Source organism: Magnetococcales bacterium, from assembly GCA_015231925.1.
Lineage (GTDB): Bacteria > Pseudomonadota > Magnetococcia > Magnetococcales > JADGAQ01 > JADGAQ01.
In genome coordinates, this window is record JADGAQ010000115.1 from 1 (window position 1) to 13,105 (window position 13,105).

Annotated in this window: 12 protein-coding genes; 7 read left to right on the top strand and 5 right to left on the bottom strand. The window is 65.5% G+C overall.

All coding sequences use genetic code 11. The features are described 5' to 3' along the window. Positions 1–420 precede the first annotated feature (420 nt). Together HQL56_12730 and HQL56_12735 are read left to right on the top strand one after the other, a co-directional pair. Entirely contained in the window at positions 421–1,113 is a 693-nt protein-coding gene (locus tag HQL56_12730; protein ID MBF0310384.1) for a hypothetical protein, read from the top strand. 34 nt (positions 1,114–1,147) lie between these two features. After that, positions 1,148–2,260, top strand: coding sequence for a glycosyltransferase (locus tag HQL56_12735; protein MBF0310385.1), 1,113 nt, complete (start codon positions 1,148–1,150; stop codon positions 2,258–2,260). 114 nt (positions 2,261–2,374) lie between these two features. Here HQL56_12735 and HQL56_12740 read toward each other — a convergent pair whose 3' ends face one another. From HQL56_12740 to HQL56_12760, 5 genes are read right to left on the bottom strand one after another with little or no spacing between them, the layout of a single operon-like run. Beyond that, on the bottom strand, positions 2,375–4,105 hold the full coding sequence (locus HQL56_12740) for a nickel-dependent hydrogenase large subunit (GenBank protein ID MBF0310386.1): 1,731 nt from the start codon (positions 4,103–4,105) through the stop codon (positions 2,375–2,377). After that, positions 4,102–5,397 (bottom strand): (Fe-S)-binding protein, encoded by a 1,296-nt coding sequence (locus tag HQL56_12745; GenBank protein ID MBF0310387.1) that lies wholly within the window; start codon positions 5,395–5,397, stop codon positions 4,102–4,104. Before HQL56_12745 ends, HQL56_12740 begins: the two co-directional genes overlap by 4 nt. Continuing rightward, positions 5,394–6,059 carry a hypothetical protein gene (locus HQL56_12750; protein MBF0310388.1) on the bottom strand — a complete coding sequence of 222 codons (666 nt, stop codon included), beginning with the start codon at positions 6,057–6,059 and terminating at the stop codon, positions 5,394–5,396. The genes HQL56_12745 and HQL56_12750 overlap by 4 nt, the downstream gene beginning before the upstream one ends. Beyond that, complete coding sequence (locus HQL56_12755) at positions 6,056–7,147, bottom strand: hydrogenase small subunit (protein ID MBF0310389.1); 1,092 nt, start codon at positions 7,145–7,147, stop codon at positions 6,056–6,058. Before HQL56_12755 ends, HQL56_12750 begins: the two co-directional genes overlap by 4 nt. Continuing rightward, entirely contained in the window at positions 7,122–7,646 is a 525-nt protein-coding gene (locus HQL56_12760) for a hydrogenase maturation protease (protein MBF0310390.1), read from the bottom strand. Before HQL56_12760 ends, HQL56_12755 begins: the two co-directional genes overlap by 26 nt. Positions 7,647–7,903: 257 nt before the next feature. Here HQL56_12760 and HQL56_12765 point away from each other — a divergent pair, with 257 nt between their 5' ends. The 5 genes from HQL56_12765 to hypF all read left to right on the top strand — a co-directional run bounded on the left by HQL56_12765 (position 7,904) and on the right by hypF (position 12,836). Continuing rightward, a complete protein-coding gene (locus HQL56_12765; GenBank protein ID MBF0310391.1) occupies positions 7,904–8,134 on the top strand; it encodes a HypC/HybG/HupF family hydrogenase formation chaperone in 231 nt (76 codons plus the stop codon). A 9-nt stretch (positions 8,135–8,143) separates the two neighbouring features. Then, a complete protein-coding gene (locus tag HQL56_12770) occupies positions 8,144–8,536 on the top strand; it encodes a hydrogenase maturation nickel metallochaperone HypA (GenBank protein MBF0310392.1) in 393 nt (130 codons plus the stop codon). 228 nt (positions 8,537–8,764) lie between these two features. Continuing rightward, the gene (gene hypB, locus HQL56_12775) at positions 8,765–9,505 is read left to right on the top strand and encodes a hydrogenase nickel incorporation protein HypB (GenBank protein MBF0310393.1); all 741 of its coding nucleotides are present in this window, start codon (positions 8,765–8,767) and stop codon (positions 9,503–9,505) included. Between the two features lie 3 nt (positions 9,506–9,508). Continuing rightward, on the top strand, positions 9,509–10,597 hold the full coding sequence (gene hypD / locus HQL56_12780) for a hydrogenase formation protein HypD (GenBank protein ID MBF0310394.1): 1,089 nt from the start codon (positions 9,509–9,511) through the stop codon (positions 10,595–10,597). Beyond that, positions 10,584–12,836, top strand: coding sequence for a carbamoyltransferase HypF (gene hypF, locus HQL56_12785; protein MBF0310395.1), 2,253 nt, complete (start codon positions 10,584–10,586; stop codon positions 12,834–12,836). Before hypD ends, hypF begins: the two co-directional genes overlap by 14 nt. Positions 12,837–13,105: the final 269 nt, after the last annotated feature.

The following is a 13,105-nucleotide window of genomic DNA, read 5'->3' on the forward strand; positions in this document are numbered from 1 at the left end:
AACCCCATGGGGTCCAGGGGGCACCCCTGGGACTTTTCCTTTCGCCGTTGACACAATCATGCCGCACCATTTATTGATATTAATGGTTATCATCAATCAATATATTATTACTTTATTGTTGATAACATGTCGTAACGAATCTTAAATGTATCGAAAATTAACAGAATTATCGTATAAGTTGACGAAAATTGTCACTTTACCCCCGTGTTATCAAGTATAAAATCTGGAAATTAATTTCTGTTCCGATTGAATCAACGGACCAGAAAATCCCCCACTTCTCTCCGGAGGAATACCAATTTGCCTTCTTCTCTTCCAATCCAAACCCGGAATACTCCGGACAATGTCAATTGCGCCTTATTGATAATCGGACATCCGGGGCACGAACTTCGGCTTTATGAGTGGTTAACCCGCAACAAACCGATGGTATTCGTGCTGACCGATGGTTCGGGACGCACCGGACGATCCCGCATGGACTCCACCCTCCGCCTGCTTGCCGAAACCGGCGCAACGGGATACCCTGCTTTCCGGCAGGTCACCGATCAACAGGTCTATACCGCCTTCCTGCGTCAGGATATCCCCTTCTTCCTGAATCTGCGGGATCAACTTCAACGGCTCTTCGATGAACTCCAGCCCGCCACGGTGGTGGGTGATGCCATGGAGTATTATAATCCCACACATGATCTGTGCCGCATCCTGATCGACAGCATTCTGCTGCGCACGGCGGCTTCCGCCCGCCCGGTGGCGGAAAATTTCGATTTCACCCTGGTGGGTCCGGTTTCCGGGGAGACCCCCGGCGCCATCAACCGGGAGTTGCCTCCGGAGATCTTCGAGAAGAAATGCGCCGCCGCCCGGAATTATGTCGAATTGACTGCGGAGGTCGAACGCCAGATGGCTCAATTCGGCCCGACCCACTTCCGGAACGAATCCCTGCGACCCGTGGTCGCGGGTTGTTTTCCGGAACGGAGCGGAATCCCGTTCTACGAAGACTACGGTCGCCAACAGGTGGAAAAGGGGATCTACTCCGAAGCGATCGCCTTCGACCGCCACTTCGTGCCGGTGCTTCAGGCCCTGGACCTGCCGATTCCGCGCCGGGTCACCTCGGGCTCCTCCTGAAATATCGGCGACATCCGCCAGAAAAGGGGTGGGCATGCACGTCTTGTTGACCGTTCGAACACTCAATGATCGTTCCGGGGCCATCACCTATACCCGGGATCTGGCCCTGGGCCTGATGCGGCACGGCCACCATCCGGTCGTCTACAGCCCCGTTCACGGCACGGTTGCCGAAGAGCTGAAACAGGCCACCATTCCCTGTGTCACCCGCCTCGATCAGGTTGCCCGGACTCCGGATATCATCCACGGGCAACACCACATCGAAACCATGGTGGCCGCCCTGCACTTCCCGACCACACCGGCGCTCTTCGTCTGCCACGATTCGGTGGCCTGGCACGACGAACCGCCGCTTCATCCGACTATCGTCCACTACGTCGCCGTCGACGAAACCTGCCGGGCCCGTTTGATCCAGGGCAGCGGCATCGCCCCCGACAAGACCTCGGTGATCGGCAACGCCGTTGAATTGAGCCGATTCCCACGCCGCTCCCCCCTGCCGGAACGTCCCAAACGGGCGCTGCTGTTCAGCAACTCCCGGAACGTCGATCAACTGGCCGCCATTCAACAAGCCTGCGCGGCGATGAATCTGCAGCTCGATCGATTGGGCAAGGCGGGATCGGGTCAGGTTTCCGACCCCGAACACTTTCTGGGAAACTACGATCTGGTCTTCGCCAAGGGGCGGGCGGCCATGGAAGCGGCCGCCGCGGGCTGCGCCGTGATACTCATCGATTTCGCCGGACTGGGCGAGATGGTGCGCATGGACCGCGTGGAGGCGTTGCGTCGAGCCAATTTCGGCTATCGAACCCTGACCCGGCCCCATGATGCCAACCTGCTGCAAGAGGAGATCTCCCGCTACGATGCACGGGATGCCGCCCGAGTCACCGACTGGGTGCGGCGCTCTCTGGACTCGGAACTCCTCTTCGCCGAGTTGATGGAACTCTACGAGCAGCTCATTGCCGATTATTGCAACCGGCCGGTCGATCCGGTCGAAATCGGCCGCTCAGCCTCCCGCTACCTCTCCCAATGGAGTTACAACAGACGCTTCGAGTGGGAACAAGGCGTGTTCCGCTTCCGCGGTGGCGCGGAATGGATCTGGCGTCTGCAATTGATCGTCATACGATGCATTCTGCGCCGACGCTCCCTCCACGACTGACCGCTCCGCGATACGGGGGTTCCGCGAGGGGATGATTCCCCGACCCCCGTTTTCCCGACTCCCGAACGGGATGACGACCGTCGGTAACGACCCCGGCCCCGCCGCCCTCATCCCCTAGCGAACGCGCACCTTGACCCGCTCCCGCCCCTCCGGGTCGATCACGTGGACCGCGCAGGCGATGCAGGGATCGAAGCTGTGGATGGTGCGCAGGATCTCCAGCGGACGGTCCGCATCCGCCAGGTGGTGGCCGGCCAGAGCCGCTTCGTAGGGACCGACCCCTCCCCGGGGATCGCGGGGGCCGGCGTTCCAGGTGCTGGGCACCACCGCCTGATAGTTGGCGATGCGCCCGTCGCGGATCACCACCCAATGGGCCAGTCCGCCGCGAGGGGCCTCGGTGAAACCGGCTCCTTTGGCCTCCTTCGGCCAGGTGGACGGCTCCCACAGGGCCTCGTTGAAGGTGCGCAGATCCCCGGCGCGGATGTTGTCCAGCAACTGTCCGTACCAGCCGCGCATGGACTCCAGCACCACCTTGGTCTCCAGGGTGCGGGCGGCGGTGCGGCCCAGGGTGGAAAAGAGGGCCGCAACCGGCAGATCCAGCCGTTTGAGGGTCGAATCGACCAGTTCACACGTCAAGGCATGCTTCCGGGCGTAAAGCAGCGCCACCCGGGCCAGAGGACCGACCTCCATGGGTTTGCCCCGCCAGCGGGGCGATTTGAGCCACGAATAGGCGGCGTCCACATCCAGATGCTCGTAAGGCGGTTGCGGCCCGGTGTAGTTGAGCCGGGTCTCCCCGACATAGGGGTGCAGCCCCGCCTCCCGACCCTGGGGGTAGTCGTACCAGGAGTGGGAGACGAACTCCTGAATCTGCTCCGGATCGTTCAGGTCCACCGGGTGCAGGGTGTTCAGATCCCGATTCAGGATCACGCCGCGCGGAAAGAGATACCCCTCCGTATCGTTGGCATCCCGACCGGGAAAGTCGCCGTAGCAGAGAAAGTTGCCCACCCCCTCCCCCTGCCGGAACCAGTCCTTGTAGAATCCGGCGATGGCCAGGGTGTCGGGCACATAGGCGTGATCGACGAAGTCGGCCAGGGTGTCGATGATCGATTTGATGCGCCCCAGACCCACCATGTCCAGAGCGGTTCCCGACTGCTGCCCCGAATCCACGGAGATGGCGCAGGGCACCCCTCCCACCACGAAGTTGGGATGGGGATTCTTGCCCCCCAGGATGGTGTGCAGTTGCACCACTTCCCGTTGCCACTTGAGGGCTTCCAGATAGTGGGCCACGGCCATGAGATTGGCTTCGGGGGGCAGGCGGTATTCGGGATGTCCCCAGTAGCCGTTGGCGAAGATGCCCAGTTGCCCGCCTTCGACGAAGCTCTTCAGCCGCCTGGCCACGTCGGCGAAATAGGCGGGGGAAGAGAGCGGATGGGAACCCACCGCCTGAGCCAGAGCCGAGGTCGCCGCCGGATCGGCCCGCAGGGCGGAGACCACATCCACCCAGTCCAGGGCGTGCAGGTGGTAGAAGTGCATGACGTGGTCGTGGACATACTGGGCCGCGATCATCAGGTTGCGAATGAGCTGGGCGTTGGGCGGTATGGGATAGTGCAGGGCATCCTCCACCGCCCGGATGGAGGCCATGGCGTGAACCAGGGTGCAGACCCCGCAGATGCGCTGGGTGAAGGCCCAGGCGTCGCGGGGGTCGCGCCCCGGCAGAATGAGTTCGATGCCGCGCACCATGGTGCCCGAGGACCAGGCCTGGGCGATGGTGTCGCCCTCCAGACGGGCTTCGATGCGCAGATGCCCTTCGATGCGGGTGACCGGATCGACGACGATGCGTTGGCTCATGACTCACCTCCGGTCGTGGCTTGAGATCCCCGTTCCTCCAGATGGTCGGCCACCAGTTCGGTGAGTCCGACCACGTCGGCCTGCACCTGATAGGCCTCCAGCCCCTCTTCCAGGATGATGCGACAGTTGGCGCAGGCGGTGACCAGGGTGTGAACCCCCAACTCCTCCACCTGATGCAGTTTTTTGCGGAACACCCGGTGGCGCAAGGGTTCGGCCCGTTCAATGGCGCTGACCCCTCCCCCTCCCCCACAACACCAGTTGTGTTCGCGGGTATCGGCCATTTCGCGAAAGTCGTCGCAAACGGCGGACAGCAGTGCCCGCGGCTCCTCCAGCACCCCGCCGCGCCGGGCGATCTGACAGGGATCGTGGTAGGTGAGCGGACGACTCTCCCGGTCCCGGCTCTTCAGACGCAGCCGTCCCTCCTGCTGCAGACGGCCCAGCACCTCCAGGATGTGTTCGACCTCGAAGCCGTAGCGCCTGCCGATGAGATTCGGTCCCTCCCAACGCAGGGCGGTGAAGGCATGTCCGCATTCGGGGCTGATGACCGTCCTGACCCGCAGACGCTCCGCCGCTGCGACGATGCGCAGCAGGATCTCCGCCGCCAGATCCGAACTTCCCACCTGAATGCCGCTGTTGGTGGCTTCGAAGGCCTCGCGGGAGAGGGTCCAGCTCACCCCGGCGTGATGGAAAATGCGGGCCAGGGCCCCGATCACCTCGGGAAACTGCACGATCTCCATGCTGGAGAGCAGCACCAGGTAATCGACGTTTTCCCGATCGAGGGGAACCGGCAGTCCGCACTCCCGCTCCTGGGCGCGGATCTGGGCCTCCAGGGTCGGCAGCGTGACCCCCATGGGACTGCCCAGGGTGACGGCCCGGCGCGTGGCCCCCACCAGACTCTCGGGAGCGGCTCCGGCCAGGCAGAGTCCCTCCCGCATGCGGCGCACCAGGCCCACGATATCGAGTCCCGCCGGGCAGGCCAGGGAACACCGGGTGCAGAGGGTACACTGGTCGTAGGCCAGGGGCCCCCACTGCGCCAGCTCCTCCAGGGTCACGGGTTTGCTCAAACCGGCCATGCGGGCCAGACGACCCAGGAGGGTACACTCCTGTTCCCAGAAGCGGCGCAGGGGCTCCAGCTTGTAGATGGGGGTGGCGCGGGGGTCCCCGGTTTCGGTATGGAACAGGCAGGCCTCGGCGCACAGTCCGCAGCGGACGCATGAGGAGAAAAAGGCCGCCATCGGGGCGTCCACCACCTCCCGAAAGGCGTTGAGGGCCATGTCGAGCCGGGTGTTCATGCCTGCACCCCCTTTCGTCCGTATACCTGACCGGAATACCAGCGGGCCATCCAGATGGTGAAGGCGTGCATCAGCGGGGTGAAGGGCAGCAGGGCCAGCAGCAGCTCCGCCGACAGGAGGTGCAGCAGCAGCATGGGGACGTAGGGGCCCACATGGTGATAGGCCAGCCAGCCGGTGAGCAGCGGCAGCATGGAGAGGGTCCAGGCCAGATAATCCCCCACCCCGGAGAGGAGGCGCTTCACCGGATGGGTGAGGCGGCTGATCAGCAGCGCCGCCAGGGAGAGGATGGCGGTGAAAGCGAACAGATCGGCCACCGGGGTGGGCAGCGTGGGCCAGCCGAAACCCAGCAGGCTCCGGAACCACTCCATGTGGAAGCTCCCCAGCAGCAACGCGGCCAGGAAACCCCCGTGGAAGAGATAGCCCGCCACATAGGTGACCGGCGAACGTCGGAACAGCCCCGGATAGGGCAGATTGCGCATCAGCACGGTTTTCCAGGGGGAGCCCTGACGCGCTTGGGGACGTGGCGCGGAGAGATCCGCCAGGCGTCCGGGCAGGAGGATTTCCGCCAGACGCAGGGTCAGGCCGAAGCAGAAGAGGCTCAGCGACACCACCCAGCCCGTGCCGCGAGCCCAGAGGAAGAGGTCGATGCCGAGGTCGTTCACGGGGTTCCCTCCAGTTCGTCCACGGTGAGGGGGCGGTGGGCCTTTTTGGCCTGCTCGCGAGCCCTGCGCGTCCGGGCGGCCATGGCGGCGCCCGCCGCCGCGCCCGCCGCCAGGGCGATGCCCGCCTGGGTCATCGCCGGGCGGATGGGCGTGGAGAGCGGCGCGTAGAAGCTGCCGTTGTCCCAGAATTTGGCTTCGGAGCAGCCCAGGCAGCCGTGACCCGACTGGATGGGGAAACTCACCCCGCCGTTCCATTTGAGGGTGGCGCAGGCGTTGAAGGTGGTGGGCCCCTTGCAGCCCAGTTTGAACAGGCACCAGCCCTGACGCGCCCCTTCGTCGTCGAAGGATTCGGCGAACAGACCCCGGTCGTAGAAGGGCCGACGGTAGCAGCGGTCGTGTACGCTTTCGCCGTAGAAGGCGCGGGGTCGATGTTGGGAGTCGAGTTCGGGCAGGCGACCGAAGGTCAGGAAGTGGGCCAGCACGGCGACGATCACCGCCGGTATGGGCGGGCAGCCGGGAATGTTGATCAGCGGCTTGTCGTGAATCAAGGCGCTCACCGGCACCGCCCCGGTGGGGTTGGGCGCGGCCATGGGCAAACCGCCGAAGGCAGCGCAGGTGCCGACGGCGATGACCGCAGCGGCCCCGGCGGCGGCCTGGGCCAGCATGGTGCGGTTATCCACCCCGGCGATGGTGGAATATCCCGGATTCCCCAGAGGCACGGAGCCGTCCACCAGCAGCAGATAGCGCCCCTTGTCGACGGCCATGGCCTGATCGCGGGCCGCTTCGGCGGCCTTGCCGGAGGCGGCCTGCAGCGTGTGATGATAATCCAGGGAGATCCGTTCCAGAATCAGCTCCTCCACGCTGGGGGAGTCGGCCCGGGTCAGGGATTCGGTACACCCGGTGCATTCCTGAAAGGAGAGCCAGATGACCGAGGGTCGTCGCAGTCTCTCCAGCGTGGAGGCCATGGCCCGCACCGCACCGGCCGGCAGGGCCAGCCAGGCAGCCGCCAGGGAGCAGAACTGCAGCAGTTGCCGACGGGTGATGCCCCTTTCCGCCAGTGTTTCACCCAACGTGGCAGGATTGGCCATGGAGACTCTCCTCGATCAAAGGGTTGCTCACCGGGGTCCATTGTCCAACCAGATGCCGTATGGTCCGGGCCACCGGTTCGATGGCGGCCGCCACCGCCGGGGAAAGCCCCTCGCCGGGAGCGATCTCCGCCGCCTCGATGGTGATCAACGCTCGCCGGGTGGGCACTTCGCCCAGCAGGCGGGCCATATCCAGCAGATCGGAGAGCCCCACTTCGTGGGCGCTGCGACGACCGGAGCGCAGATAGCGGTCCATCGCCTCCCCCCGCAGCAGCCGCCACTCCCCGGGGGCCAATCCCAGGCGGGCGGCGTCGACCACGATCAGGGACTCATGGCGTCGCAGGGCTTCGAGCAGGGTGAAGGAGAGGGTTCCGCCATCCAGCAACAGGACCGGATCCCCCTCCTCCGCCAACTCCTGCAGACGCCGGATCACCATCGGGCCGACGGCGTCGTCCTTCATCAGAGTGTTGCCGATACCGAGTATTAGAATAAAGTTATTCATTACGCCTCCTCAATAAATTTCACACGAGTATACGCCATTCATTAAATTATAATTTATTAAAATAAGCACACATCGATCAAACACTGGCAAGTTAACAACTAGCCAGCAGACTTTTTTTGTTTGACCAAACCCGGAAGAAAGCTTCCTTTATAAGAACATTCTGTTATACTCTTATACCAAGCGCCGAGGGAAAAGTTCCCCCTGGGCCCTAAAATTCCCACTATTTCAATGTAAAATTTTTCTCCCGGAGAGGGGCCATGTGTCTGGCCATTCCCATGCGCGTCACCCGCATCGACGGGTTCGAAGCCGAGTGCGAAGCCAGGGGAGTGACCCGCCGGGTCAGCCTCTTCCTGCTGCAATGGGAACCCGTGGCCGTGGGGGATCACCTCATGGTCCACGTCGGCTACGCCATCCAGAAGATGAGCCCGGAAGAGGCCCGCTCCTCCTGGGAACTCTTCGACCAAATGCTTGAAAAGACGGATGAGTGAGGGCGAACCGTGCATGAACTCTCGGTGTGTCAGGCGCTGCTGCAGCAGGTGGCGCGGCTGGCGGCGGAAAACCGGGCCACGGCGGTCACCCGCCTGCGGGTGCGCAACGGCCCCCTCTCCGGAGTGGACTCGCAACTGCTGCAACGAGCCTATGCCGTGGCCCGCTGCGGCACGGTGGCCGAAACAGCCCTGCTGGAACTGGAAACGGAGGAGGTGGGCATCCACTGCCCCCGTTGCGACCGGGAATACGCCGTGGCGCCCAACGCCCTGGTCTGTCCCGCCTGCGGCGAATGGCGCACCCGTGTGGTGGCCGGGGAGGCGTTGATTCTGCTTTCGGTGGAACTGGAGACGGACTTTCCGCAAGAGGCCCCCGACGGATCGACTCCACCCCCGGATACCTGAACCGTAACATACGGGGGTTCGGGGGGGATTATCCCCCCCGACGGGTCCAGGGCTGCGCCCTTGGACTTTTACTTATGTATGGTTATTAACGGTTACGAAAAACAAGTCAAAAGATAGAACATTTTCTTTTTTTGATACTTAAAAGATAACATATTGAAAGTCAAATAATTTCCAGGAGAATCCCGGGGCGCTGCCCTGGCCCCCCGTATGAATGAAAAGGAACGATACATGTGCGATACCTGCGGATGCGGCGTGAGCAGCCAGGCCGTGCGACGGGACGGCGAAGTGGTGAAAGAGGTCTCCAAACGGCAGGTCGCCGTGCTGGAAGGCCTTCTGGCCGCCAATGACCACCAGGCGCAACACAACCGGGAACACTTCGCCTCCCACGGCGTGGTGGCGGTCAACCTGATGTCCTCCCCCGGTTCGGGCAAAACGACACTCCTGGAAGCCACCCTCGACGCCCTCTCCGGGGAGTGCCGCATGGGCGTGGTGGCGGGAGATCTGGAGACCGACAACGACGCCCGCCGCCTGCGACGCCACGGGGTGCAGGCGGTGCAGATCAACACCGGCAACGCCTGCCATCTCGACGCCGAACTGCTGCACCACGCCCTGCACGAAGTTCCTCTGCAAGGCCTGGATCTGCTGTTCATCGAAAACGTGGGCAACCTGGTCTGCCCGGCGGCCTACGACCTGGGACAACAGGTCAACGTGGTGCTGCTCTCGGTGGTGGAGGGGGACGACAAACCCGCCAAGTATCCGGTGATGTTCCGCGCCGCCGATCGGGTGCTGTTGACCAAGTCGGATCTGCTGCCCTACGCCGCAGGCTTCGACCCGGCGCGGGCCGAGGCCTCGGTGCGCCGTCTGGCCAACCCCGCCCCGGTGATCACCCTCTCGGCCCTGAGCGGCGAGGGCATGGGGGCCTGGTTGGACTGGCTGCGCCACCTGCTGAAGCAGCGTCCGGGAGTCTGAACGGTGGAAGCCGCCGGGCAGGAGTGGCTGCGGCGCATCCGGGAACTCCCCCTGCCCCCGAGGGTGCGGGTGATGAACGTCTGCGGCGGCCACGAACGCACCATCGCCCAGGCCGGTCTGCGTTCCCTGCTGCCCCCCGGCGTGGAACTGATCCCCGGACCGGGCTGCCCGGTCTGCGTCTGCCCCGAAGAGGATATCCTGGCCGCCATGACGCTGGCGTTGGATCACGGGGTGATGCTGACCACCTTCGGCGACATGCTGCGGGTGCCGGTGCTGACCGCGCCGGGGCAACCCCGCTCCCTGGAACAGGCCCGCGCCGCCGGAGGCGAGGTGATCCCCCTGGCCTCCCCGCTGGAGGCGCTGGCCCTGGCCCGGCAACATCCCCATCGGCAGGTGGTCTTCTTCGCCGTGGGTTTCGAAACCACCATGGCCCCGGTGGCGGCCCTGCTGGCCCAGGGAACGCCGGACAACCTCTCCCTGCTGCTGTCGGGCCGACTGACCCGACCGGCGGTAGCCCTGCTGCTCTCCGGCGCAACACCGGGCTTCGAGGCCCTGGTGGCCCCCGGCCATGTGGCCACCATCGCCGGTCCCGAAGAGTGGGCCTTCGTGGCGCAACGCCACGGGCTGCCGGTGGCGGTGGCGGGCTTCACCCCCGAACGCCTGCTGCGCGCCCTCTGGTCGGTCTTGCGACAGGTGGCGGAGGGACGCCTCTTTCTGGACAACTGTTACCCCGAAGTGGTGCGCCCCGGCGGCAATCCGGGAGCGCGCCGCCTGCTGGAAACGGTCTTCACCGTCCGCGACGCCCCGTGGCGCGGGTTGGGAGTGCTTCCCGCCTCGGGTTACGCCCTGGCCCCCGCTTTCGCTTGCCGCGACGCCCGACTCCGTTTCCCCCGGGCCTTTCAACCCGACAACCGCCGCCATCGCGGCGAAATGCCCCCCGGATGCGCCTGCGCCCAGGTGGTTCTGGGCCGGGTCACTCCCCTGGGGTGTCGCCTCTACGGCAGCCCCTGCACACCGCGCCATCCGGTGGGACCGTGCATGGTCTCCGACGAAGGGGCCTGCCGCATCTGGTGGTCCAGTGGCCGCCGCTGACCTTCAGGCCTGGCGTCTGGTGGTCACCGGACGGGTGCAGGGGGTGGGATTCCGCCCCTTCGTATACCAGTTGGCCCAAAAGCGGGGCTTGACGGGCTGGGTGCGCAACACGGCGGGCCGGGTGGAAATCGCCGTTCAGGGCGAGCCCGATGCCGTGGAGCGATTCCGCGCCGAATTGGTGAATCAGGCCCCGCCCCTGGCCCGTCCGCGGCTGGAAGAGGCCACCCCGATCGCTCCGCTGGCCACAACCGGCTTCGTCATCCGCGAGAGCGAGGCGGGTTCGCCGCGACAGGCCGGGGTGCCGCCGGATCGTTTCGTCTGCGACGATTGCCTCGCCGAAATGGCGGAGGTCGGGGGCCGACGCCATCGCTACCCCTTCATCAACTGCACCGGGTGCGGTCCCCGCTACACCATCATCCGCTCCCTGCCCTATGATCGGCCCCACACCGCCATGGCCGGGTTCCCCCTGTGCCCCGACTGCCTGCGGGAGTACCGCAACCCGGCGGACCGGCGCTTTCACGCCCAGCCCCTGGCCTGCCCCCTCTGCGGCCCCCGGCTGCTCTTCGTCGACGCGGCGGGAAACGCTCACCGCGACGCCGCTTTGGAAAAGACGGTGGCGGCCCTGCAACAGGGACTGATCGTCGGCCTCAAGGGAATCGGCGGTTATCACCTGACCTGTCTGGCCAATGACGACGAGGCGGTGTCGCGTCTGCGCCGTCTCAAACCCCGACCCCGCAAGCCGCTGGCCCTTATGCTGCCCTGGCAGGGCGACGCGGGTCCGGAGTGGCTGCATCGTCTGGCCTGTCCCACTCCCGCCGAGGAGGCCCTGCTGACCGACGCCACGCGGCCCATCGTGCTGGTGAAGCGGCGCGAGGGGGCTCCCCTCTCCCGCCACATCGCCCCGGATCTGGAGGAGATCGGCCTGATGCTGCCCTACTCGCCGCTGCACCATCTGCTGTTGCAATCCCTGGGTCAGCCCGTGGTGGCCACCTCGGGCAATGTCTCCGGGGAGCCGGTACTCATCGACGCGGAGCAGGCCCAAACCCGGCTGGGTCATGTGGCCCAGGCCTGGTTGCATCACGATCGCCCCATTCTGCGCCCCGCCGACGACCCGGTCTATCGTTGCCTTGGCGGGTCGCCCCGCCCGCTGCGTCTGGGGCGGGGGGTGGCCCCTGTGGAACTCACCCTGCCCCGCCCTCTGCCCCGGCCCTTGCTGGCGGTGGGCGGGCAGATGAAAAACAGTGTGGCCCTGGCCTGGGATCGACGGGTGGTTCTGTCGCCCCACATCGGCGATTTGGATACGGTGCGCGGCATGGAGGTCTTCGTGCAGGTTGGAGAGGCTTTGCAGCAACTTTACGGGGTCACGGCGCAAGAGCTGGTTTGCGACGCCCACGGGGGCTATAGCGCCAGCCGCTGGGCCAGGGATTCGGGGCTGCCGGTGCGCCGGGTCGGACATCATGCCGCCCACGCTTCCGCCCTGCTGGGGGAGAACGATCCCGACCGGGAGGCCATGGTCTTCACCTGGGACGGGGTGGGTTTGGGACCGGATCGGACCCTCTGGGGTGGCGAAGCCCTGGTGGGGCGACCCGGATCCTGGCGGCGGCGGGCCACCTTCCGCGCCTTTCGACCGCCGGGGGGGGATCGCGCGGCACGGGAGCCGTGGCGGTCCCTGACGGCGTTGTTGTGGGAGTGCGGGCGGCCCTCGCTTCTGCCCGAGGATGAAGCGCAGCGGGCCATGCTGCACGCCGCCTGGAAACAGGGACTCAACGCCACGGCCACTTCGGCGGTGGGGCGGCTCTTCGATGCTGCGGCGGCCCGCATCGTGGGGTTGACGGAGACAAGTTACGAGGGGCAGGCCCCCATGACCCTGGAGGCGGCGGCCTGCGGTACGGGGCGGGCCGTGCCGCTGCCGTTGCAACGGGATGACCGGGGTTTGTGGGTCACGGACTGGCAACCCTGGCTGGAGGGGGTGATGCAACCCGTTGCCGATCCCGGCGCGGCGGCGGCGGATTTCCACGCCACTTTGGCGATGGCTCTGCTGGAGCAGGCGCGGGTATTGCGTCGGGAGGGGGGTGGAGAGCGTGTCGGGCTGGCGGGCGGGGTGTTTCAGAACCGCCGACTGACGGAGCGAGTGCAAGCCCTGCTGGAGGCGGAGGGTTTCACGCTGTTGTTGTGTCGGCAGGTACCGTGCAATGATGGCGGACTGGCATACGGGCAGGTGATCGAGGCGCTTGGATAGGATAATACGGGGGTCCGGGGGGGATTATCCCCCCCGGCGGGGTTCGGGGCAGCGCCCCGAGGTGTTGACCTGGCCGTTGACGTAGCGGTCCGCTGCCGCCGATGAAAGCGCATAAGCTGCCATCCCGCACTCAGCGGATTTATCGCAGCGGACCGCGGGGGGGCAAGGGGGGGCTTCATCCCCCCATCCGTTGACGTGCGCCGTTGACGTGCGTCGTTGACCGGCGCCGTTGACCGGCGCCGTTGACCGGCGCCGTTGACCGGCGCCGT

What these genes read in the sequence shown, in the direction of transcription:
- HQL56_12730 (MBF0310384.1), top strand. Translation starts at nt 421, where the DNA reads ATGGTATTCGTGCTGACCGATGGTTCGGGACGCACCGGACGATCCCGC.
- HQL56_12735 (MBF0310385.1), top strand. Translation starts at nt 1,148, where the DNA reads ATGCACGTCTTGTTGACCGTTCGAACACTCAATGATCGTTCCGGGGCC.
- HQL56_12740 (MBF0310386.1), bottom strand. Translation starts at nt 4,105, where the DNA reads ATGAGCCAACGCATCGTCGTCGATCCGGTCACCCGCATCGAAGGGCAT.
- HQL56_12745 (MBF0310387.1), bottom strand. Translation starts at nt 5,397, where the DNA reads ATGAACACCCGGCTCGACATGGCCCTCAACGCCTTTCGGGAGGTGGTG.
- HQL56_12755 (MBF0310389.1), bottom strand. Translation starts at nt 7,147, where the DNA reads ATGGCCAATCCTGCCACGTTGGGTGAAACACTGGCGGAAAGGGGCATC.
- HQL56_12760 (MBF0310390.1), bottom strand. Translation starts at nt 7,646, where the DNA reads ATGAATAACTTTATTCTAATACTCGGTATCGGCAACACTCTGATGAAG.
- HQL56_12765 (MBF0310391.1), top strand. Translation starts at nt 7,904, where the DNA reads ATGTGTCTGGCCATTCCCATGCGCGTCACCCGCATCGACGGGTTCGAA.
- hypB (MBF0310393.1), top strand. Translation starts at nt 8,765, where the DNA reads ATGTGCGATACCTGCGGATGCGGCGTGAGCAGCCAGGCCGTGCGACGG.